This window comes from Kitasatospora atroaurantiaca (assembly GCF_007828955.1).
Lineage (GTDB): Bacteria > Actinomycetota > Actinomycetes > Streptomycetales > Streptomycetaceae > Kitasatospora > Kitasatospora atroaurantiaca.
On record NZ_VIVR01000001.1, the window covers coordinates 2,058,059 to 2,078,833 of the forward strand.

Annotated in this window: 20 protein-coding genes, 1 tRNA gene and 1 pseudogene; 10 read left to right on the forward strand and 12 right to left on the reverse strand. The window is 70.2% G+C overall.

Going from position 1 to position 20,775, the window contains the following annotated elements; all coding sequences use genetic code 11:
* The first annotated feature begins 224 nt into the window (after positions 1-224).
* A complete protein-coding gene (locus FB465_RS09235; RefSeq protein ID WP_145789338.1) occupies positions 225-674 on the forward strand; it encodes a GntR family transcriptional regulator in 450 nt (149 codons plus the stop codon).
* A gap of 2 nt (positions 675-676) precedes the next feature.
* Positions 677-1,237 (forward strand): HD domain-containing protein, encoded by a 561-nt coding sequence (locus FB465_RS09240; RefSeq protein ID WP_145789340.1) that lies wholly within the window; start codon positions 677-679, stop codon positions 1,235-1,237.
* Here the strand turns inward: FB465_RS09240 and FB465_RS09245 are convergent.
* Entirely contained in the window at positions 1,234-1,707 is a 474-nt protein-coding gene (locus FB465_RS09245) for an NUDIX domain-containing protein (protein ID WP_145789342.1), read from the reverse strand. The genes FB465_RS09240 and FB465_RS09245 overlap by 4 nt on opposite strands.
* Complete coding sequence (locus FB465_RS09250; RefSeq protein WP_145789344.1) at positions 1,704-2,474, reverse strand: helix-turn-helix domain-containing protein; 771 nt, start codon at positions 2,472-2,474, stop codon at positions 1,704-1,706. Before FB465_RS09250 ends, FB465_RS09245 begins: the two co-directional genes overlap by 4 nt.
* Before the next feature lie 562 nt (positions 2,475-3,036).
* On the opposite strand from FB465_RS09250, the gene FB465_RS09255 reads away from it, so the two are divergent.
* Positions 3,037-3,699, forward strand: a complete 663-nt coding sequence (locus FB465_RS09255) for an HAD family hydrolase (protein WP_145789346.1) — start codon at positions 3,037-3,039, stop codon at positions 3,697-3,699.
* Here the strand turns inward: FB465_RS09255 and FB465_RS09260 are convergent.
* Positions 3,680-4,957, reverse strand: coding sequence for an NsdA family TPR-like regulatory protein (locus tag FB465_RS09260; protein WP_145789348.1), 1,278 nt, complete (start codon positions 4,955-4,957; stop codon positions 3,680-3,682). The genes FB465_RS09255 and FB465_RS09260 overlap by 20 nt on opposite strands.
* A 208-nt stretch (positions 4,958-5,165) precedes the next feature.
* On the opposite strand from FB465_RS09260, the gene FB465_RS09265 reads away from it, so the two are divergent.
* Entirely contained in the window at positions 5,166-5,351 is a 186-nt protein-coding gene (locus FB465_RS09265; RefSeq protein WP_145789350.1) for a hypothetical protein, read from the forward strand.
* The gene (locus FB465_RS09270) at positions 5,348-5,578 is read left to right on the forward strand and encodes a hypothetical protein (protein ID WP_145789352.1); all 231 of its coding nucleotides are present in this window, start codon (positions 5,348-5,350) and stop codon (positions 5,576-5,578) included. Before FB465_RS09265 ends, FB465_RS09270 begins: the two co-directional genes overlap by 4 nt.
* Before the next feature lie 397 nt (positions 5,579-5,975).
* Here the strand turns inward: FB465_RS09270 and FB465_RS37895 are convergent.
* The 3 genes from FB465_RS37895 to FB465_RS09290 form a co-directional block, all read right to left on the reverse strand.
* Positions 5,976-7,054, reverse strand: a protein-coding gene (locus FB465_RS37895; RefSeq protein WP_425461155.1) for an IS630 family transposase whose coding sequence is annotated in 2 segments (ribosomal slippage) — positions 5,976-6,553 and positions 6,553-7,054 — 1,080 coding nt in all. Because the reading frame shifts where the segments join, the coding sequence is not laid out codon by codon here.
* Between the two features lie 71 nt (positions 7,055-7,125).
* Positions 7,126-7,449: a hypothetical protein gene (locus FB465_RS09285; protein WP_145789356.1), complete on the reverse strand. Its 324-nt coding sequence runs from the start codon at positions 7,447-7,449 to the stop codon at positions 7,126-7,128.
* Between the two features lie 550 nt (positions 7,450-7,999).
* Positions 8,000-8,074: transfer RNA gene (locus FB465_RS09290), tRNA-Val, on the reverse strand.
* A gap of 133 nt (positions 8,075-8,207) precedes the next feature.
* On the opposite strand from FB465_RS09290, the gene FB465_RS09295 reads away from it, so the two are divergent.
* From FB465_RS09295 to FB465_RS09305, 3 genes are all read left to right on the forward strand, one after another.
* Positions 8,208-9,506, forward strand: coding sequence for a coiled-coil domain-containing protein (locus FB465_RS09295; protein WP_145789358.1), 1,299 nt, complete (start codon positions 8,208-8,210; stop codon positions 9,504-9,506).
* 87 nt (positions 9,507-9,593) lie between these two features.
* Positions 9,594-10,073 carry a DUF4442 domain-containing protein gene (locus tag FB465_RS09300; protein WP_246192589.1) on the forward strand — a complete coding sequence of 160 codons (480 nt, stop codon included), beginning with the start codon at positions 9,594-9,596 and terminating at the stop codon, positions 10,071-10,073.
* A gap of 38 nt (positions 10,074-10,111) precedes the next feature.
* On the forward strand, positions 10,112-10,333 hold the full coding sequence (locus FB465_RS09305; protein WP_145789359.1) for an FmdB family zinc ribbon protein: 222 nt from the start codon (positions 10,112-10,114) through the stop codon (positions 10,331-10,333).
* A gap of 129 nt (positions 10,334-10,462) precedes the next feature.
* On the opposite strand, the gene FB465_RS09310 is transcribed toward FB465_RS09305, so the two are convergent.
* From FB465_RS09310 to FB465_RS09320, 3 genes and pseudogenes are all read right to left on the reverse strand, one after another.
* Complete coding sequence (locus FB465_RS09310; RefSeq protein ID WP_145789361.1) at positions 10,463-11,308, reverse strand: HAD family hydrolase; 846 nt, start codon at positions 11,306-11,308, stop codon at positions 10,463-10,465.
* Positions 11,308-13,847, reverse strand: a pseudogene (locus FB465_RS09315) (phosphoribosyltransferase). Before FB465_RS09315 ends, FB465_RS09310 begins: the two are co-directional and overlap by 1 nt.
* Positions 13,848-13,941: 94 nt before the next feature.
* Positions 13,942-15,117, reverse strand: a complete 1,176-nt coding sequence (locus FB465_RS09320) for an HpcH/HpaI aldolase/citrate lyase family protein (RefSeq protein ID WP_145789363.1) — start codon at positions 15,115-15,117, stop codon at positions 13,942-13,944.
* 369 nt (positions 15,118-15,486) lie between these two features.
* On the opposite strand from FB465_RS09320, the gene FB465_RS09325 reads away from it, so the two are divergent.
* On the forward strand, positions 15,487-16,503 hold the full coding sequence (locus FB465_RS09325) for a TerD family protein (RefSeq protein WP_145789364.1): 1,017 nt from the start codon (positions 15,487-15,489) through the stop codon (positions 16,501-16,503).
* A gap of 148 nt (positions 16,504-16,651) precedes the next feature.
* Here the strand turns inward: FB465_RS09325 and FB465_RS09330 are convergent, their stop codons facing one another.
* The gene (locus FB465_RS09330) at positions 16,652-17,395 is read right to left on the reverse strand and encodes a TerD family protein (protein WP_145797241.1); all 744 of its coding nucleotides are present in this window, start codon (positions 17,393-17,395) and stop codon (positions 16,652-16,654) included.
* Positions 17,396-17,841: 446 nt separating this feature from the next.
* Between FB465_RS09330 and FB465_RS09335 the strand changes: the two genes are divergently transcribed.
* Positions 17,842-18,909, forward strand: a complete 1,068-nt coding sequence (locus FB465_RS09335; RefSeq protein ID WP_145789366.1) for a DUF2637 domain-containing protein — start codon at positions 17,842-17,844, stop codon at positions 18,907-18,909.
* Between the two features lie 67 nt (positions 18,910-18,976).
* Here the strand turns inward: FB465_RS09335 and FB465_RS09340 are convergent, their stop codons facing one another.
* Together FB465_RS09340 and FB465_RS09345 are read right to left on the reverse strand one after the other, a co-directional pair.
* A complete protein-coding gene (locus FB465_RS09340) occupies positions 18,977-20,077 on the reverse strand; it encodes a DUF475 domain-containing protein (RefSeq protein WP_145789368.1) in 1,101 nt (366 codons plus the stop codon).
* Positions 20,078-20,118: 41 nt separating this feature from the next.
* Positions 20,119-20,694, reverse strand: coding sequence for a TerD family protein (locus FB465_RS09345; protein ID WP_145789369.1), 576 nt, complete (start codon positions 20,692-20,694; stop codon positions 20,119-20,121).
* Positions 20,695-20,775: the final 81 nt, after the last annotated feature.

The window sequence follows — 20,775 nt, forward strand, 5'->3', positions numbered from 1 at the left end:
GGCGCCTGTACCGAGGGCGGCCAATGCGCGTCGGTTCCGTTGGGGCGCGTGTCGGGTCCGACGACGGTGGTTTTGGGTCGACCCTCCAGGGGCGGACCACTCGTTGCTTCGAGGTCGGCGGGCTTCCGCATACCTCAGCCATACTGACCAGGCCCTCGTAGTGGATCTGGATCTACGGCATCCTGCATCGTGGCTGGGGACATAGGACGAAGGAGGGGTGCTCAGTGAGTGAGCGCAGTCCGCGTGGCACGTACCTACAGATCGCCGAGGCATTGCGTGCCGAGATCGGCGACAGTTCCGGACTGACCGCATTGCCGTCCGAGGCCGAGCTGATGGCCCAGTACGGCGTGGCTCGGAGCACGGTCGGGCGTGCGCTCAAGGTTCTGACGGACGAAGGCGTGATCCGCTCCCAGCAGGGTGCCCGTCGGACCGTCGCAGCTGCGGAAGCGGCGCCCACGGTCTACGACCGGATCGCGGGTGTTATCGCGAAGGAAGGTCTGGCGCCGGGCGACGGGTTCCCGTCGGAGAGCGACCTCTGCAACCTGACCGGAGCGTCCCGGGGCACCGTACGCCGCGCGCTGGCACAGCTTGAAGGGGCCGGCGTGCTGGAAGTGCGGCAGGGCAAGGGTCGCTTTGTCCGCGCGTTGCCGAGCACCACACCACCCACCGCCTAGGAATGGACGCCACTGTGTGGGCCTACGACCTCGCTGAAGAACTCCTCTCCGACGACCTTCCCCGCCGCTGGGCTCACTCTCAGGGAGTGGCTGGGCGGGCTCGCGCGCTGGCTCCGATCCTCGGGCCGGACGCCGAGCTGCTCGAAGCCGCCGCCGTGCTGCACGATGTCGGGTACTCCCCACGCATCACCGACACCGGCTTTCACCCTCTTGACGGCGCGCGGTTCCTTCGCAACGTGGAGCGGGTGGACGAGCGGATCGTACGGCTCGTCGCCCACCACTCCTGCGCGTTGCTGGAAGCGGAGGAACGGGGCCTGCGCGAGCAGTTGGAAGCCGAGTTCCCGATTGAGGAGCCCGGGTTGGTCGATGCGCTGATCTACTGCGACATGACCACCACCCCGGACGGAACCTCCACCACGACGCCGGCGAGGATCGCCGAAATCGTGGGCCGGTATGGGCCAGACAGCATCGTCGGGCGATTCATCCGCCGGGCGGAACCGGAGATCCACGCGGCGGCTCAGCGAGTCGAGCACAGGTTGACGCTGGCCGACCCCGCGGCCTAACCGATGTACGGCTGACTGCGATCCGGGTCGAGCGCGTGCTGGATCCGGAGCCGCATGGATGGATGAATATCGAGGCCGTCGAGGTCCGCCGGATCCATCCAGCGGACCTCTTTCGATTCCTCGCTCGTCCGAAGGTCTCCGCCGATCAGTCTTGCCCGGAAGCAGATGGAGAACTGCTGCCGGACCTCACCGTCGTCGTACGCCATGAGGTGCCCCGGATCGGTGTAGAGCCCGGTGACCGTCACGACCTCGACGTCGACACCGGTCTCCTCACGCACCTCGCGCACCACCGTGTCGGCGACGAACTCGCCGATGTCGTGGCCACCACCGGGGAGCGCCCACAGCCCATTGTCCGTCTTGTGGATCAGCAGCACCCGACCGGCGTCGTCTTGGACGACGGCGACAACCGACGGGACCACCGAGTTCGCCGCCGGCGCGTCGGGGTCGTTGATGTAGTCGATCCGGCTCATGCCGCCTCACCTTCAAGCCTCGGGGAAGTAATCCTTCGGGAACCCTCCCAGATCCGCTCAATACTCTCCGCGTACGTGCTGAACAGTTCGCCGCCAGGCACCTGCGAGAGGTGCAATACGGGCGCCAGGTACGCACCAACGCCGTGGACGTGCCCGTTGACGAGCATCTCGTCATCGGCTCGGTAGAGCGAGTTGTAGAGCGTGGTCGAGTGGAGGCGGAACTCAACCCCTGGCACGCCGAAGATCGGCGCGTAGTTGGCCAGCGCGTTACGGATCTTCCCGGCCATCGCCGGACCGATCCCTTCGTCCTCGCCGCGCTGCGCAACCTGAGGTGAGTCCGGGTCGCCGAGCATCATTCGGACGGGCACGCCTGCGTCCGCCTTCTCCCTGATCAGACGGAAGAAGAGCGGGTCTTCGGAGAGCCAGAAGCCCGCATAGACGACCAGGTCGAAGTGTCGAGAGGCGCCCGAGTAGAGCCCGGTCCACAACTCCTTCGGCACCACAGCACGGTGTGGGTAGAGCCTGACCAACTCGGCACGACCTGCCTCGGCCGTCTGGCTGGTGGTCTGCTCGTCCGACCAGAGGTCCGACAGGTCACGTTGCAGGAGGTTCGCGAGGGCGTACTGGAAGCGTCGGTACGGCCTGCGCTGATCCTTGGCCTCGACCCACCGCTCCACTGTTCGCGCACTGACGCCGAGACGCTCTGCGAGCTGCTCGACCGTCAGGCCGCTTGCCAGGATCGCTCCTCGAAGCCGCTCATTGGCCATACCGCCCTCCCTGGACGATGCGGTGGCGCTTGGACGATGCGGGACGACTTGACCGTAGCGAAGCAGGCCCAAGGCCGTCCACTGGCGCCGTATCTCGACATGCCCCGACGCGCGAATCTAGTGATGCGCAGTCGGGGCGGATCTCCGACGAAGACAACGAAGGACTTGACGGGGCGTCTGTTCATCGCCATCATAAGAGACATGTTCAACATGTCTCGCATGGCGAGGCTGGCGAACTGGCAGCCCTTCTTTGGGCTGCTCTGAGCTGAGGGTCGTCGCGCCAGCGCACGTTGGCGACCCAGTACCCAGCTGTCAGCCAGCGCCACTCGCTGAGCACGCCGGCCTGCCAGCGGCCCTCGATCCGGATGACGACGGACCGCCGCGTTGTGACCGAGCGGCTGCCGGGCACGCCCATGTCGTCTCGGCCTGGCGGCTGTGCGTCGCCGGGCTCGCGGGCGGGCGGCGAGTAGTAGGTCACACCTCCAGGCTCGCTCAAATGTTCGAACAATGCAAAGCGCGGGCGGCCGCCAACAGGACGTCCCCACCTCGCTAGGCTGCGGACATGATTCGTGCAGTGGTGTTCGATGTCGGCGAGTGCCTGGTGGATGAGACCCGCGAGTATGGGACCTGGGCGGACTGGCTCGGGGTACCCCGGCACACCTTCGTGGCGCAGTTCGGGGCCGTCATCGCCGAGGGCCGGGACTACCGCGAGACCTTCCAGGTGTTCCGGCCGGGGTTCGATCTCTACGAGGAGCGCGAGCGGCGAGCCGCCGCCGGGAAGCCGGAGTGGTTCGGCGAGGACGACCTGTACTCGGACGTCCGTCCCGCGTTCGCCCGGCTCCGCGCGGAGGGCCTGTGGCTTGGCATCGCCGGCAACCAGACAGTGCGCGCGGGCGGGCTGCTGCGAGACCTCTTCACGGGCGACGTGGACCTGATCGGCACCTCCGACGATTGGGGCGCGAGCAAGCCCGACCTGCTGTTCTTCGAGCGCGTCGCCGAGGTCACCCCGGCCGCTGCGGGAGAGATCCTCTACGTTGGCGACCGCCTCGACAATGACATCCGCCCGGCCGTCGAGGCGGGCATGCTCACCGCGCTGATCCGCCGCGGCCCATGGGGCTGGATCCAGCAGCAGGACCCGGCCGCTGACGAGCTGGCCACCTTCCGGATCGACTCATTGGCCGAACTGCCCGACTTGATCGGCAAGTTCAACGCTGAAATGAGCTGAGGGTAGCGCCCCAGCTGTACAGCCGGTCGTCGAGGCGCTGGACAGCCTCCGAGTTCTGCCACTGGGCCAGCGCGCGACGCACATCCCGGACGCGCTCCATCCCAGTGGCGTACCAAGTCGCGGCGAGCTGATCGAGGGCGGCCTCGGCCAGCTCGCACGCCTCGGCAGGGTGACTGGAGGCGGCCTCAACGGCCGCGAGATCGGCCAGGACCACAACACGCTGCTTGCCGTCGGTGCCTGGCATCTCCTCCAGCACCCGCTGAAGGGTTACCCGGGCCTGCGGAAGGTGGCCCGCTTTCAGCTCCGTGTTCCCCATGAACGCCGCGAGACGCACTGGGCTGAACCAGGTGAGCCAGTCGGGGGATCGGTGCTCGTTGCCGACTGTGAGCGTGTCCTCGGCGCGACGGAGCAGGGTTAGCGCCGCCCGGTTGTCGCCACATCTCGTGAGGCACTCGGCTTCGACGGCGTCCAGCCACGCCAGGAGCTCCGCACTCGCAGGGCCTCGGCGCGCGTACGTACGGGCGGCCACCATCCGCTCTGTGGCGTCCTCGCGGCGTCCAGCCCAGCCGGGGATGAACGCGGTGTGCGCGAGGACGGCGGCGCCGAGCAGGGAGTCGTCGGCTTCGCCCGCTGCCTGGAGTGCACGAAGGTAGGTGGCGTCGGCCTGCTCCGGTTGCCTTAGGTCGAAGAACTGGATTCGGCCGGCCAGCAGCAGACTTTCGGCGAGGGCTGCTGCGAGGACGCGTCGGGCGACGCCGGACGTCTCGCCGAGGAGCGCGGTGCCGAGGTTGGCGTGCTCCGCCACGGCCTGGACGAGTGTCGCGGGGGCGACGCTCCAGTACAGGCGCCGGTGAGCCTCCGTGACTATGGCGTAGTCGGCCCCGATGGTTGCAGGCTGAAGCGGTGATGACTGAGCAGGCCGAGGCAGCGCAGAACGTAGAGCTGACGGCATGTGGGAGGCGCGCGCGCTAGGACGCGGGGCAGCTGGCGCCGGCGGCGTGCGGTCCCACGGGGCGCGGAACCCGAGCTCCTCAACCGGCAGGTGCAGAACCTGGGTGAGGAGCCGCTGGTAGTCATCCTGCGGCCAGGGCGGACTGTCGGACTCCCACCGCCTGATCTGGCGTGTGCTGACGACGACCTCACCCATCCCGAGCTGGCGAGCCGCGGCGCTCAGGGCGTCAGCGAACGCCTGCTGAGAGGAGAGGCCGGCTGTCTGCCGGGCGGCCTTCAGTGCGGTGTTGCCGGTGGGACGAGGCACATTGACCTCCGAGAGGATCCGACGTTGCCTCAACGGTAGTGCCAGAGCGGACCTTTGAGGGACCCCACAGGCATATGACTCCGAGAGAAGTCCGCAAGAAGTCCGGTAAACGTCCTCTGCGAGACCTTCAGGACGTCCGCGCCGAGGTCGACCATGAACCCATCACCGCGAAAGGTGCCCACCAGACTACTCACAGCGGGGGACCCTCATGTCTCACCAGGCGCAAGCCGACACGCTCACAGACGACCAGCGCGAGGGCAGAGCCTGCCTCCACTGCGAGTCCACCGAGGCGCCACTGCACCCCGGCGAGACCATCACCACCCGGGTGTCCGTCGGCGTCGTCCGGGACACCGTCACCGCGCTGTGCACACCCTGCCTGGTGACCGACCGGTGAGCACCGACAAGCGGTACCAGATCGAGCGGCTGCCCCCGCGCGAGCGGCCCGGCAAAACGCCGATCCCCGGCCCGTGGGCGATCAGAGACACCGCGACCGGCAAGCTGGTCGAGCAGCCCGACGAGAGAGGCCGAGCGGCCGTCGTCCTCTTCAGCATGGACGACAGTGCCCTCGCATGGATCAGCAACAACAGGTACGTGACGAGGGGCGACAGTGACCGCCCCTGAGCCCGAGCTGACGTGGGGCTACTGCATCGACTGCCGCGACTACGGCCTGGGCCAGTTCGTCGCGATGATCGAGGACCGGGCCGAAGCCATCACCCAGCACCGGGGATGCCCGCTAGCCGCAGAACAGCCGCCATGCCCCGACAGGGCATCGGCTGTAGGCGTCGATAGGCAGTCCCAGTCCTGAGGTCTCGATGCGGCCGATGGTGGTCCGGCCTAGTCCGGGCGCCTGGCCAGTCGCTCCTTGTTCCAGCCGCACAGCGAAGTACTGCGCGGCCGCCCCGGCTCCCCGTCAGCACCGTTCCCAGGCGGATGGCGGGGATGAGCCGAGCCCCCGAGCCGATTTCGGCGGCCGGGGGCTCGGTGCTACACCTCGGGCGTGGTTACTGACTTCGGCTTGTCAGGGTGACGTTGGGGTGTCGAGGGTTAGGCCGGTGCCGGCTATGAAGCCGTCGAGGGTTTCGGGCCGGTACTGCAGGCGCTTGAGTCGGTTGCGTACGAGGGCCTCGAGTCGGTCGAGGGCCATGACGGCGAGGTTGGCCAGGCTGTGTTTGACGTGTGCCCAGACCCACTCGACGGGGTTGAGGTCGGGCGAGTAGGCGGGCAGCAGGAACACCGTCAGCCAGTTCCGCTCGACGATCAAGTCGTGCATGGCGTGGGAGACGTGGGTGTTCAGGCGGTCCCAGACCAGCACGATCGGTGCCTTGACGAGCTGGTGGACGCCGTCGATCAGTGCGATGAAGTCGCGCTCGCCCATGCTGCGGCGCTTGCCTTGGCCCGCGGGGTGGGTGCGCAGGCGGTGGCACAGTCGGGTGCGGGAGCCGGGCCGCATGGCGATCAGCCCGGCCACGGACAGGCGTCCCGAGCGGCGGCCGCTGACGGTCACGACCGGGGTGCGGCCTCGCCGGCCCCAGGTGCGGCCTTTGGGCGGCCGGCGGGTGAAGCCTGCCTCGTCCTCGAAGCAGATGTAACCCCCGCAGGCCGCCCGCGCGCTTTTACCTCCGCCCAGGTCGCCTCCTTCCACGCGGTGACGGCCTGCTCGTCCCGCTCGGCGACCCGACGCCCGGGGACCTGCGGGCTGAAGCCGAGCCGGTGCATCAGCCTGGTCGTTCCGGAGACGCTGTAGGAGACGTGGAACTTCCTGCCGATCAGCGTGGCCACCCGCGCCGCGGTCCACACCTGGTCCTCCACCCAGCCGTGCGCGGCCGGCCCCTCCTCCAGGTACGCGGCCAGTTTCTCCAGGCACCGCGGGGACAAGCGGCACCTCGACCCGCCCGGGCCGCGAGAGGCCAGAGCCTGCACACCGCCGCCCCGCCACAACTCATGCCAGTGGTAGACCGACTTCCGGCTCACCCGCAGACGCCGTGCCACTTCCGACGGTTTGATCCTCTGCTCGAACAGCTCGGCCGCCTGCATCCGCACCGACTCCCGGCGCAGCCGTCCCTCAGCGGTCAGCCCGCCCCCATCCGCATACCTCACACACCATCAGATACAGCCACCAAGCCACGCCCATGAGGGGCTTCGGGACAGTTCACCCTGACGCGCCGAAGTCAGTAGTGCTGCACCCACTGGCGCGTGGCGAGGGACTCAGCGATGTACGCGTTGAGCGCCTGGCGGAGCTGCTCGGTCATCTCGCCGGCCTGGATCTGCCAGATGAACTCCTCCCCGCCGTGGACGGGCCAGCACTTTCGGCCAGCGGGGAGGGCAACAGCGGGGACGAACTCATACCGGCCGTTAGTGATCACCCGCCCCTCGCTGGGGTTCAGCCCGTCGGCGGCCTCGTCCTCATGCGTCAGAGTCTTGCCGATGATGTCCTTGTGGTACTCGCTGAGTTGCTCGCAGAGATCCTTGGAGATGTGGCGCTCGTGCAGCATGACGAGGAGCTCATCCCCTCGAGGGCGACCCCGGAGCAGTGTCCCGTCCCCCACGAACTCGGTCGGCACGGCCTGGAATCGGATGCGTCGTATGTCTGACATGGAATCCCTCCAGCGCGTGCGCCACGTCACGATTCGGCTGTACGTTCGAATACGTGAGCATGGCGCTGGGTTGATCATCGCCCCAGGCGGATCACTGAATATGCCACAGAGGCCCGACTTCAGCCAGTAGTTACTAGAATCTGACAGTTAGTCAGGGTTAGCCCCTATGCTCCGCCCTCGCCCCTTCGAACGACTGGCCGGGCTCCATCGATACGGCCGGCCAGCGAGCATCAGCGGCTATCCGCTCCCGCGGTTGGCCACCAGGGTTCATGCGGGCACTGACCTGGGAAGACTCCATGATCATCCGGGGGATATCCGGGAGATCAACTTCTGTGGGCGGCCCGTAGGCAGACCGAGCGAGACCGTAGGCAGACCGTAGGAACGACAAAGGCCCAGACCGGGGATCATCCCCTGACCTGGGCCTTTGCACGGAAACTAGCTGTTCAGATGGTGGGCGCAGACGGTTTCGAACCGCCGACATCTGCCTTGTAAGGGCAGCGCTCTACCGCTGAGCTATGCGCCCCCGTCGTGGCGCGCCGGAGAGCCCCGGCGGCGTACGACGAGAGCCAAGACTACCTGGTCCTGTGGGTGGTCCGCCGCAGGCTTTCGGGCGGTGGGGTGGGAGGGGTGCCGGGAGGGTGGGGAGATCGGCAAGAATGGGCGGTGGATCAGGCGTGCGGGAGCTGAGCAGGGAGCGTGGCGTGAGGGTGGCCGGCGGTGGCGGCGGGCGGGGCGGCTGGTGGCGGCGGAGCGACACCCTGCGGGCGGAGGCCAAGGCTGCCCGGGATGCCGCGCAGCAGGCGTTCTACGAGCTGGACTCCGCCCAGCGCGAGGTCCAGCTGGCGGTGGAGACCGTGCGGGCGGCCGAGGACGACCGGACCGCCCGTCAGGCGCTCACCGACTTCCAGCAGATCTCGGCCCGGGTCGACGAGGTGAGCGTCGGCTATCTGGCGGCCCTGGACGCGCATGACCTGGACGCCTTGGAGCTGGACGCCGGTACGGCCGGCAAGGCGCGGCAGCAGCTTGAGCAGGCGCAGCGGCAGCTGGCGGCCGCGCAGGCCGAGCTGAACGGTTTCCTCACCCGGCTGCAGCCGCTGCTGCAGCACGCGGAGGCGCAGCTGATCCGCGTCACCCCGGCCGTGGAGAAGGCGAAGCGCGCGCTGCTGGGCGCGACCACCGCGCTCGATGCCGTCCGGGCGGCCGGGCTGCAGGCGGACGACCTGGCGGCCCGCCTCGCCGAGCTTGCGCCCGAACTGACCCGGCTCAACGAGGGCGCGGGCCGCCACGGCGTCGCGGCGACGCTCAGGCGCGCCGAGGACGTGGCGCAGCGCGCGGACACGATCCGGACCCAGGCGGAGCAGCTCCCGGAGAAGGCGCGGGAGATCGACCGCCGGGTGGCCAGTCTGCGGACCAGGATCCAGGCCCTGGAGACGCGCGCCGGCACCGTCGAGCCCGCCCTCAGCGAGCTGCGCCGCCGGTTCAGCGCCGCCTGCTGGCAGGACCTGCAGCGGGTGCCGACTCAGACCGCCGAGGCCGTACGGGCCGCCCAGGAGAAGCTGACCGAGGCGGCGAAGGCCCGCGACGGGCAGCGCTGGCCGGATGCCACGGCCGCCATCGGCACCGTACGCGCGCTGCTGGAGACCGCCGACGGCTCGGTGGCCGCGGTGCACGAGCGGCTGCGGCAGCTGAACGAGGTCGAGCACGACCCCCACCGGGAGATCGAGCGGACCCGCTTCGCACTGCGCGACGCCCAGCGGCTGGCGATGGCCGGACGGCAGGCTCCGGACCCCCGGCATGCCGCGCCGTTGGACGCCGCGGTGGGCCGGCTGGACCGGGCGGTCGCCTCGCTGGAGGAGGCGGGCCGCCACCCCGACTACTGGCACTTCCTCACCGAGCTGGCGGCGGTCCGCGAGACCGCGGCACAGGTGGTGGCGATGATCCGCGGGACCCACTGACGCCACCCGCCGGCGCCCCCAGGGCCGACCCGAGCATGTGACCCGCATTACATTACTGGCGAGTAACTACCTTGCTAGAGTCCTCTCATGGCACGTAAGCGCACCATGAGCGCCTCCACCTTCCGGCGCGGGATCAACTTCTGGCCGCCGTTCCTGTTCGCGGGCATCCGCGTCCTGGCCGTCTCCGACGACTTCCGCTCGGCAAAGGTGCGGCTGCGCCTCGGCCGCCTCAACCGCAACTACGTGGGGACCCACTTCGGCGGCTCGATCTTCGCGATGACCGACCCGTTCTGGATGCTGCTGGTCATGCAGAACCTCGGCCGCGGCTACGTCGTCTGGGACGCGGCAGCCGAGATCGAGTTCGTCTCACCGGGCCGCGGCGACATCTTCGCGGAGTTCGTCCTGACCGACGACCGGCTCGCCGAGATCCGCGAGCTGACCCAGGAGGGCAAGAAGGCGCTGATCTGGTTCGACACCGAGGTGCTGGCGGCGGACGGCTCCGTGGTCGCCCGGGTGCGCAAGCAGGTGTACGTGCGGGAGAAGCGGCCGGCTCAGCCTGCCACCTGATCCTGCCGTCCGGGCCGTCCGCTCGGTACGCTGCGGGTATGCCACGCTACGACTTCCGCTGCCGCTCCTGCGGCGCCACCTTCGAGCTCCGCCGCGCCATGGCGCAGGCCAACGACCCGGCCGTCTGCCCCGAGGGGCACTCCGACACGGTCAAGCTGCTCTCCACCGTCGCCGTGACGGGCGGCGCCTCCGCAGCGGCCGCCCCGCGGCCCGCCGCGGGAGGCGGCGGAGGGTGCTGCGGGGGCGGCTGCTGCGGCTGAGGCGTCCGCCAGGTCGGTGGCCAACCCCAGGGGCGCGGGGACCTGCGCGACGCGGAAGACAATAGGCCGTAGCCTTCCGCGTCGCGCAGTTCCCCGCGCCCCTGGGGTACCCGAGCCTGATCGGAGCCTCTAGCTCCGGAGGGCGGGGACCCCGGCCCGGACCCGCTCCAGGATCTGACGGACGATCTCCTCCCCCGCCGCGACCCCGACCTGGGTGAGCGCGGTGACCCCGGGCCCGTTCCAGTCGGTGTCCGCGAGCTCCCCGTGGCCGGGGCGCCAGCCGTGGTCGGCGGCGAGCAGCAGCTCGGCGTCGAGGAGCGAGTCCCCCGCCGAGAACACCGTCGCCGCGCCCGTCCGGCGCTCGACCTCGGCGAGGGCCGCGCTCTTGCTGAGCGGGGCGGGCACCGCGTACACCTTGCGGCCCTGCAGCGAGACCGTCCAGCCGCGCTCGGCGCACCAGCCGGTGAGCTCCTCGATCCAGCCCTCGGGCAGCTCGGCGCGCTCCACCACCAGGTAGGCGAAGAGGCTGTCGGCGACGCGGCGCTTGTGGGTCCACTCCGGGTCCGCGGTGATCGCCAGGTGCTCGACCACCTCGTCCAGCGGCACGCTGCCGGCCGTCAGGCGGGACCGCACCTCGGCCTGCCAGTCCCGGTCGGGCACGCCGTCCACCAGCAGCTGGCCGCCGTTGGCGCAGATCGCGTACCGGGGTATCCAACCGGCCGTCGGGCCGGGCAGGTTGACCCGCTCGTACTGCGATCTGGTCCGGGTGGTGGCGGGCACGAAGACCGCCGACTCGACCAGCTCGACGAGGAGTTCGGCGGCCTGCTCGGTCATGAAGGAGAGCGCCTTGCCGTCGTGCACCTCGACCGAGAGCAGCCGGGGCGCCAGCCGGTCGGGGACGTCCAGGGCGAGTGCCCGGTTGGAGTAGATCAGCGTGCGGTCGAGGTCGCTGGCGACCAGGAACTGACCTGTCATCAGTTGTCCTCCACCTTCACTGCGGTGCCGTCGGCGCCCGTTGCGCCACGGCTGTAACGGGGGTGGATCAGGCCCACGCAGGAGTACGGCAGATCGTCCACCTCCTCGACGGGGACCCCGCGCTGGGCCGCGAGCAGCCGGACGTGGTCCAGGTCGGCCCCCGCGCCGCGTCGGGCCAGCACGCGCCAGGGGACGCGGCGGAGCATCACCCGGGTCGTCTCGCCGACACCCGGCTTGACCAGGTTGACGCTGTCGATGCCGTACTCGGCGCTGATCCGCTCCACCGCGGCCCAGCCGGCCCAGTCCGGGGTGCGGTCCTGGGCGACGAGCGCGGCAGCGGCGGCCAGCGCCTCCTCCCGGACGGCCTCGAACTGGCCGGCGACGGCCGAGACGAAGGCGTCGGAGACATCGGCCCCGGCCAGCTCGCGGTAGAACTTGGCGCCGTGGAAGTCGTCCGGGCCGATCAGGTCGGCCCGCAGCACCGTCCGCGAAATCAGGCCGGAGACCGTGGAGTTGAGGCAGGCGGAGGGGATCAGGAAGTCGTCCCGGGTGCCGTAGGTGCGCACGCAGCCGCCCGGGTCGGCGAGCACCGCGAGCTCGGGGTTGAACGGCGTACCGGCCAGCGCCTCGGCCAGCTCGCGGGTGATCGCGCCCTTGCCCGTCCAGCCGTCCACGAAGACCACCTGGGCCGGGTCGTGGTGGGCGGCCAGGTGGCGCAGCGCGACCGGGTCGATGCCCCGGCCCCGGATGATCGAGACCGCGTAGTGCGGGGTGTCGACGCCGTACGCGAAGGCGAACCAGCGGCGGATCAGGATGCCGACCGGCGTTCCGGCCCGCGCCAGCGAGGCGAGCACCAGCTCACCGCCGTCCCCGAGGCGCTCGAGCCGCAGCGTCTCCGCGACCGTGCCGACGGCCAGTGCGATCCGCCGGGCGGAGGCGGTCAGCGCCTGCTGGAACAGCTCCTGGTACTCGGGGCTCGGCTGGTACTCGACCGGCAGCGACTCGGCGTAGTGGGCGCCGCCGGACTGGACGGCCTCCTCGCGCTCCTCGGTCGGGGCCTCCAGCTCGACGCCGGAGAGGTCGGTGAGCAGCCAGGTGACGTCGTCCGCACGGTAGGAGGAGAAGTCGGGGCCGTGCAGTGGGCGCGGTGTCGTCGCAGTGCTGGGCTTCGTGGTCATGATCGCCTTCGGTGGGGTGCAGCCAATGGTCGAACGGGCAGGCGTCAGCGAGGGAAACGTGGTCGGTACGAGGGGAGGACGGCAAGCACCACCTGGTCGGTGACCCGGCGCAGCTGCTGGAGCAGTGCCTGCTCGCCCTCATGGAGGGACGGGGTGTCCCCGAGAGCGTCGACCACCAGGACGACGGCGTCGAAGCGGCGGGCGGGGTCGGCCCCGGGTGCCACGTTGTAGGCGAAGCGGTCGGTCGAGCCGTCGGCCGGGTCGTCGTGCGCCGGGAAGGCCAGCCGGGTGCGGATCGCGTAGCCGGGGTGGTCGACCGCCAGCACGGGCGAGCGCGTGGTGGTGGAGAAGCGGACCCGGTCCTCACCCAGCACCTCGGCCAGCGCACCGGCGAGCCGCAGCGGGGCGTACATCAGCTCCTCGAAGCCGAGCACCAGCACCCGGCGGCGGCCGGACAGCAGCTCGGCCAGCTCCGCGGCCTGCTCGGGAAGTGCCGCTTCGAGCCGGGCCCGGTGGTCGGCGGTGAAGCCGTGCCGGCCGCCGTCGGGCAGGCCGTCGGGCCAAGCCGCCCCGGTACGCGCCACGGGCGCGAGCGGGCCGTCGGGCAGTGCGGGCGCGGGCTCGGCGGCCGCGATCAGTTCCTGGGCCTGGGCCAGTACGTCGGCGGGCAGCTCGACTCCGCCGACGGCGGTGGCTATCAGGTCCACCCGGGCGCCGAGTTCGGCGGCCGCCTTGGCCAGCCGCTCCCGGTCTGCGTCGGTGCGCAGGTCGACCAGCGCGACCACCACGTAGTGCGGGCGCGGGTGGTCGGCGTGCAGGGCGCGGATGGTGTTGAGCACGGTGGTGCCGGTGGAGAACTCGTCGTCGACCAGCACCAGCGGCCCGTCGCCCGCCAGGAACTCCGGGTCCTCGGGGAGCAGCAGGTGCGAGGTGGCGTGCGAGTGCTCCTCCTCGAAGCCGCCGACCGGGGAGACCCCGTCGACCGGCCGGCGGGTGGAGTGCAGGTAGGGCGCGCCGAGGCCGTCGGCGACGCTGTGGCCGAGCGCAGTGGCCGTCTCCGCGTAACCGAGGACGACCGCCCGGTCGGCGTCCGCCGCGCCGAGCAGCTCGCGGACCCGGCGGCCGAGCTCCAGCCCGGCGCCGTGCACCACCACCGGGAGCTGCGGTATGTGCTTGCCGAGCACGTGGGAGACGAGCAGATGGGCGCGCTTCTTGTTCTCGCGCAGCGCGAGTCCGATCAGCTCCGGCAGCTCGGGTGAGCCGGTGAGCCGTATCCCGAGCCGGTCGGTGACCCACTGGCCGGTCCAGGGCGCCGGTACCGGCGCCCGGTCGGCTGTCGGTTCAGCGTGCTGAGCTGTCAAGATTCCTGCTTTCGGTGGTGCGACTGGTGCGGCAGCCGGTGCGGCTGGTGCGGCACTACATCATCCTCGAACGACCGTACGGGACCGCCGCAGCTCACCCGCACAGGCAGGCGCCCAGCAGCTCGGCGAAGCTGACCTCCTCGCGCGCGACGCCGAACACCTCGGCCCGCAGCAGTACGCGCTCCGCCCAGGCCCGGTGCGGCTTGGCCTCGTTCATCTTGTTCGTGTACGCGGAGCGCAGCACCCCGCCGCCGCCCTGGTGCTGGTTCAGGATGTCGCGGGCGTCGGAGTACTCCTCGTGCGTGACCACCGAGAGGGCGTGCACGGCCGGGACGTGGCTGGGGTGGATGCAGGTCTTGCCGAGCAGCCCGTTGGCGCGGTCGAGTTCGATCTCGCGGATCAGCCCGTCGAGGTCGTGCTCGATGATCCTCCGGCGGACGCCCTCGGCCGGCGGGTGCGCCTCGATGAAGGGGGTACGGCGGAGCTGGGGCTTGAACATCCGCTCCTGGACGGGGAAGTACTCCCAGACCGGCCCGGTGACGGTGTATCCGCTGCCGTCGGCCCGGCCGAGCACGTTCACCACGTCACCGATGACACCCGCGACCAGCGCCACGTCGTACGCGGTCAGGTCGGGCGAACGGCGCAGTCCGTACGCGGAGCACAGGTCGGTGACGCCCAGTCGGACGGCCAGGATCCGCTCGCGGTACTTCTCCAGCAGGCGGGAGATGCCGAAGAGCTGCTCCCGGCGGGTCTCCAGGTGGGCGAGTTCGGGGGACTCCAGCACCGGCATCGCGAACAGCCGCTGCCCGCAGGCGGCCTCGGCGTCGGTGAGCGCCTCCAGGAAGGAACCGCCGCTCTCCTCGGTGAACTTGGGGACGACGAAGCCGGTGAGCAGACGGACGGCGGGCCCGAGCCGCCGGGTGAGGTCGGTGATCTGCCCGGGGGTCCGGACCCGGATGAAGAGCAGCGGGATGCCCTCCGTGCCGGACCCCGCGTTCAGCTCGGTGAGCTGCGCGACCAGGTTGGCCTCGCCGCCCGGCACCTCGTGGTCGGCTATCGCGTCCTCCAGGCAGAGGACCATCGAGACGACGCCGCGCGCGGCCTGCTTCCGGATGTCCGCCTGCAGGGTGGTCCTGGTGGCGGGGCTGTAGAGGGTCGCGCCGAGGGCGGTGGAGAGCACGGCCGCCTCGCTGTTCCGGTCGAAGGCGGCGGGCTGTTCAAGGAAGAGCCGGCCGCGTACGTCGTCGGCAAGGTGGCCGAAGTGGCGCAAGATGCTCTCCCTTGGGTCGGTGCGGAGTCGGCGGTTTCTGACATCTGGATAGACGGACCAACCGGCCCGAAGGTTCGCGGAATACGGGGACGGCCGGTGAGAGAGGTCGAACGGCAAGGTGGCCGCGACTCCCCCCGGGTCGCGTCGCACGCCGGTTCGCCGAGGGAGGCGGATTCTCTGAGCCGTTGGCCGCCCATCGTACGGTCGGATCCGGCCAGGCAAAGCCCTGAAACATCGAATTCTCGGAAGGTTACCGCCCGTGTCACACAACCGTGCGCGGGGTCCGGCAGCAGTCCTTTCCCACCCCGCGCAGTGGCCGCGACCACCCGCATTGTCCGAAGCGGTGGCGAACGGGCAGGATGATGCACTATGACGCACGTGATGGCCAAAGGCGCCAACATCTCGCTGACGGCCGCCGCCGTGCGCGCCGTGCTGCGCTGGAGCGCGGCTCCGGGCTCACCGGACGTGGACGCCTCGGCGCTGCTCGTCGGCGCCGACGGCAAGGTCCGTTCGGATGCCGACTTCGTCTTCTACAACCAGCCGCGTCACCCCTCGGGGGTCGTCCGCCATCTGCCCAAGCAGCGGACGCCGGACGGCGGCCTGGTCTCCGACGCGGTCGAGGTGGACCTCGCCAAGCTGCCGCCCGAGGTCGACCGGGTCGTGGTGGCCGGTTCGGCGGAGGGTGGTTCGTTCCCGGCCGTCACCGATCTGCGCGTGCTGCTCCACGACGTCGGCGCGGCCGAAGGGGCGGAGGCGATCGCCGAGTTCACCGTCACGGACACCGGCGACGTCAGCGCCCTGGTCGCCGCGGAGCTGTACCGCAGGGGCGGGGTCTGGAAGTTCCGCGCGGTCGGCCAGGGCTACGCCAGCGGTCTGGTCGGGCTGGCCACCGACTTCGGCATCACCGTGGAGGACGAGGCCGCCACCGCACCGGAGCGCTCCGAGCCCGCGGCCGAAGCCCAGGCCGAGCCCGCACCGGCCGCACCAGCCCGGCCCGACCCGCGCGAGGAGCCGGGCACGTACACCCTGGCGCCCGCCGTCCCGATGCCCACGACGCCGCCCCCGCCGCCGCCGACCGCCCCGCCGGTGCCCGCGCAGCCCCAGGCCCAGCCTGGGTACGGCTACCCCCAGGCCCCGCAGGCCCCGCAACCCACCTACGGCTACCCGCAGCCGCAGCCGACCGGGTACGGCTACCCGCAGGCGCCGCAGCCGCAGGGCTACGGCTACCCGCCCCAGCAGCAGTACCCGACGGGCTACGGCTACCCGCAGCAGCCCGCCCAGCCCCCCGTGGCGCCCCCGCCGCCGGCCCGGCCCCCGCAGCAGCCGCAGCCCGAGCAGACGCCCTTCGCGCTGCCCCCGCAGGGCCCGCAGTTCCAGCCCCGCTGAGAGGCTCCGCCGGTAGGTAGGGCCCACCACAGGGGCGCGGGGAACTGCGCGAGACCGGAAGGCAACGGCTTGCAGCCTCCCGCTTCGCGCAGTTCCCCGCGCCCCTGGGATGCCCAATCACGCGCCTTGCGCCCCGGCGGAGCCTCCGCTAGTCGCCGGAGCCCGGCCCGGCCGGCGTCTTGTAGCCGCGCTGCCACTGCATCCCGAAGCCGTACAGCCGGTCCAGGTCCGACTGGAACCCGTGTACGTACCGCACCTCGCGACGCACCGTCAGCTGCCCGTCCCCGGTGTTCTCGATCAGCACCACCGCACACGAACGGGCCGCCGCCGCCCGCTCGTCCAGCCGGATCTCGATCCGCGGGCCGCTCTGCGGCACGATGGTGACCGTCGCGTGGGTCCGGTCGAAGGCGGGCGTGTCGTCGTAGATGTACACGAAGATCAGCAGCCGCTTGAACTGGTCCTTCTTCTCCAGGTTGATGTACATCGTCTCGCCGGAGGGCGCTCCGTACACGTCGTCACCGCTGAGCTTGATGTACGGCGGGCGCTGCAGGTCGCCGAAGTACTTCCCGAGCGGCTGCACCACCCCGCGCGTGCCGTCGGTGAGTTCGTACATGCAGGCCAGGTCGAGGTCGACGTTCAGCTGCGGGCGCTGGTAGGAGTCGGGCTCCATCGGCCGCAGGATCCGCGGGTCGAGGAGCCGGCGGAGCGATCCGCGGCCGGACTGCTCGGCCGTCCGGGTCGTCCAGTGCAGGTTGACGTACAGGTAGCCGGTGGTGGCGGCGTGGCCCGTTATGGCGTGCTGCGGCTGCGACTTGGTCAGCGTGATCTTGTGCTGACCGCCCGAGTCGACGGTGTTCCGCTCCCCCCGCAGGAACTCCCAGACCGAGACCATCGCGTCCTCCCCCAAAGCAGCCTGCCCACCGAACCGACGGCCCATGATCCGCCGGCCATGCCCCATCGTGCCCGGCAAGGGACCTCCGGGGGCCATAAAACCCCATACCCAGTCAGCGGGCGACCGAGGCGCCGTCAGAGGTCCTACGTGTCGTAGTGGCAGAACAAGAGTCACCTCCCGTACGATGCGGTCCCCTCGGACGCGATATCGTCTAGCCGCACAGGTGTACCTTCCGTCACGTACGGGTACGCTCGGGCGCCCACGGTGGCAACGACGCACCGTCAGGCCCGACGCATCCTGCGGGAACTGACCCCTGTGCCGCACTGCGACCACACCCCCTGCCCGTACAAACGGCCGAGGTGGACGACGGCGGCGCCCCGGGCGCCGGCCGGCCTCCGGCCCCGCGCCGCTGCCCCGAACTGCGGAAAGCCGAGGCCCAACCCGCAATGAACCTCTCCTCCATACAGCTGGTCTGGGCCGTCATCGGCGGCGCAGCCCTGCTGTTCACCGCCATCCTGGTGGCCACCCTGCGCTTCAAGAACAACAAGTCCGAAGAGTCCGGCGACTCCTGGGAGCGCACCGAGGAGCGCCGGCGCCGCAAGGAGATGATCTACGGGATCGCCTCCTACGTGCTGCTGTTCCTGTGTGCGGGCGTCGCGGCCGCGCTCTCCTTCCACGGCCTGGTCGGTTTCGGCACGGAGAACCTGGGCCTCTCCGGCGGCTGGGAGTACCTCGTCCCGTTCGGCCTGGACGGCGCGGCGATGTTCTGCTCGGTGCTCGCGGTGCGCGAGGCCAGCCACGGTGACGCGGCGCTCGGCTCCCGTCTGCTGGTCTGGGTCTTCGCCGTCGCCTCGGCCTGGTTCAACTGGGTGCACGCCCCGCGCGGCGGTGCGCACGACGGCGCCCCGCAGTTCTTCTCCGGCATGTCGATCTCGGCCGCGATCCTCTTCGACCGCGCGCTCAAGCAGACCCGCCGGGCCGCCCTGCGCGAGCAGGGCCTGGTCCCCCGCCCGCTGCCGCAGATCCGCATCGTCCGCTGGATCCGCGCGCCCCGTGAGACGTACGCGGCCTGGTCGCTGATGCTGCTGGAGAACGTGCGCAGCCTGGACGAGGCGGTGGACGAGGTGCGCGACGAGCGGCAGGCCAAGCTGGACGCCAAGATGCGCGCCCGCAGCGCCGACCGCCGCGAGCGGGCCGAGCTGAAGGCGATCTCCCGCCAGGGCGGCATGCTGGCCCGGGCCCGCGGTGGCCGTCAGGTGCCCGCGCTGACCGCAGCCGGCTCCGGCGACGGACAGTCCGCTACGGAGCCTGCACTAGCCGAGGATCCGATGGCCAAGGTCGGCCCGTCCGCGCTCGAACCCGCCGCCCTGAACGCCGGCCGCCGCCCCCGTGCGGCCGTGGGCAGCTCGATGAGCTCCACCATCGACCTGTCCTCGGACGACGACACCCTGGCGATGCCCAAGCTGGACTCGCTGGAGCGCAAGCTGCGCGCCATCGAGCAGCAGCTCGGCTGACCACCGGCGCCCCCGAACGGCAACGGCCCCTCCGCACGAGTGCGGAGGGGCCGTCTGCGTTGCCGCGTCAGCTCACGTTGCTGGCTTCGAGCTCGGGTTCGCCCTCGATCGCCTGCTCGCGCTTGTTGCGGACCACCGAGGAGGCCAGCGCGGCGCCGATGAAGGCGACCCCGATCAGGCCGGTGACGATCTCCGGGATGTGGTACTTGATGGAGACCAGCAGGATGACCGCCAGCGCGCCGATCGCGTAGTGCGCGCCGTGCTCCAGGTAGACGTAGTCGTCCAGGGTGCCCTTGCGGACCAGGTAGACCGTCAGCGAGCGGATGTACATCGCGCCGATGCCCAGACCCAGGGTGATCATGAAGATGTCCTGGGAGATGGCGAAGGCGCCGACCACACCGTCGAAGGAGAACGAGGCGTCCAGCACCTCCAAGTAGAGGAAGAGGAAGAACGCGGCCTTCCCGCCCACCTGGACGATGGACTTGCCGGTCTTCTGGGCCTCTTCCTCGGCCTCCTCCTGCTCCTCCAGACCCGACTCGAAGACACCGGAGAGACCGTTCACGGCCAGGTAGGTGGCCAGGCCCATCAGACCCGCCAGCAGCACCGTCTCGGCGTGCTCACCGGCGAAGAAGTTGGCCGCCAGGGCCAGCGAGACCAGGGCGATCACCGAGGAGAGCGCGTCGAGCTTGCCGATCTTCTCGAGCGGCTTCTCCAGCCAGCGCAGCCAGTTGAAGTCCTTCTCCTCGAATATGAAGTCGAGGAAGATCATCAGGAGGAAGATGCCACCGAAGGCCGCGATGGCCGGGTTGGCCATCTCCAGGTACTCGCCGTAGGTGTGACCGTTGTAGGTCTTGGTGGAGTCCAGGGCCAGCTCGATCACGGTGCCCGGGTTGAGATGAGCCGTCAGACCGACCACCAGCAGCGGGAAGATCAGCCGCATACCGAAGACGGCGATCAGCACGCCCACGGTGAGGAAGATCTTCTGCCAGAACGCGTTCATCCGCTTCAGGACGGTGGCGTTGACGACCGCGTTGTCGAACGACAGGGAGATCTCAAGGATCGACAGGATCAGCACCACGCCGAAACCTTCGGCCCCCCAGATCAGGGCGGCGGCGATCAGGCCGACTATCGTGATGGCGAAGGACCATCCGAATGTGCGGAGGAACACGGAGTCAGTTACCTTTCGAGTTCAGGAGAATAGCCGGGGCTTTACTGTACATTTACCCCGAAGTCCAGGGCGATGCCGCGCAGGCCGGAGGCGTAACCCTGGCCCACCGCGCGGAACTTCCACTCGCCCTGGTAGCGGTAGAGCTCACCGAAGATCATGGCCGTCTCGGTGGAGGCGTCCTCGGTGAGGTCGTAGCGGGCGATCTCCTGGTTGTCACCGAGATTCACCACGCGGATGTAGGCGTTGCTGACCTGGCCGAAGTTCTGCAGTCGGGCCTCGGCGTCGTAGATGGAGACCGCGAACACGACCTTGTCGACCTGCACCGGCACCAGGTCGAGGTTGACCACGACCACCTCGTCGTCACCGTCACCGTCACCGGTGAGGTTGTCACCCTGGTGCTCGACCGAACCCTCGGGGCTCTTGAGGTTGTTGTAGAACACGAAGTACTCGTCACCCAGCACCCGGCCCCCGCCGCAGAGCAGGGCGCTCGCGTCGAGGTCGAAGGGCGCTCCGGTGGTGGAGCGGGCGTCCCAGCCCAGGCCGATCTGCACCTGCGTCAGGTTCGGCGCGGCCTTGGTGAGCGAGACGTTGCCGCCCTTCGCGAGCGTGACACTCATGCTGTACTTCCTCCCAGTTCCCCCGTCGCCGGGGCTCCGTCTGCGTCGGTGCGGTACGCGTCTCCTGCGCACCGCACGGTG

Bases quoted from the DNA above. Each gene is read 5' to 3' on its own strand.
- FB465_RS09240 (WP_145789340.1), top strand. From the start codon at position 677: ATGGACGCCACTGTGTGGGCCTACGACCTCGCTGAAGAACTCCTCTCC.
- FB465_RS09245 (WP_145789342.1), bottom strand. From the start codon at position 1,707: ATGAGCCGGATCGACTACATCAACGACCCCGACGCGCCGGCGGCGAAC.
- FB465_RS09250 (WP_145789344.1), bottom strand. From the start codon at position 2,474: ATGGCCAATGAGCGGCTTCGAGGAGCGATCCTGGCAAGCGGCCTGACG.
- FB465_RS09255 (WP_145789346.1), top strand. From the start codon at position 3,037: ATGATTCGTGCAGTGGTGTTCGATGTCGGCGAGTGCCTGGTGGATGAG.
- FB465_RS09265 (WP_145789350.1), top strand. From the start codon at position 5,166: ATGTCTCACCAGGCGCAAGCCGACACGCTCACAGACGACCAGCGCGAG.
- FB465_RS09285 (WP_145789356.1), bottom strand. From the start codon at position 7,449: ATGCTGCACGAGCGCCACATCTCCAAGGATCTCTGCGAGCAACTCAGC.
- FB465_RS09295 (WP_145789358.1), top strand. From the start codon at position 8,208: ATGGGCGGTGGATCAGGCGTGCGGGAGCTGAGCAGGGAGCGTGGCGTG.
- FB465_RS09300 (WP_246192589.1), top strand. From the start codon at position 9,594: ATGGCACGTAAGCGCACCATGAGCGCCTCCACCTTCCGGCGCGGGATC.
- FB465_RS09305 (WP_145789359.1), top strand. From the start codon at position 10,112: ATGCCACGCTACGACTTCCGCTGCCGCTCCTGCGGCGCCACCTTCGAG.
- FB465_RS09310 (WP_145789361.1), bottom strand. From the start codon at position 11,308: ATGACAGGTCAGTTCCTGGTCGCCAGCGACCTCGACCGCACGCTGATC.
- FB465_RS09325 (WP_145789364.1), top strand. From the start codon at position 15,487: ATGACGCACGTGATGGCCAAAGGCGCCAACATCTCGCTGACGGCCGCC.
- FB465_RS09330 (WP_145797241.1), bottom strand. From the start codon at position 17,395: ATGGTCTCGGTCTGGGAGTTCCTGCGGGGGGAGCGGAACACCGTCGAC.
- FB465_RS09335 (WP_145789366.1), top strand. From the start codon at position 17,842: ATGAACCTCTCCTCCATACAGCTGGTCTGGGCCGTCATCGGCGGCGCA.
- FB465_RS09345 (WP_145789369.1), bottom strand. From the start codon at position 20,694: ATGAGTGTCACGCTCGCGAAGGGCGGCAACGTCTCGCTCACCAAGGCC.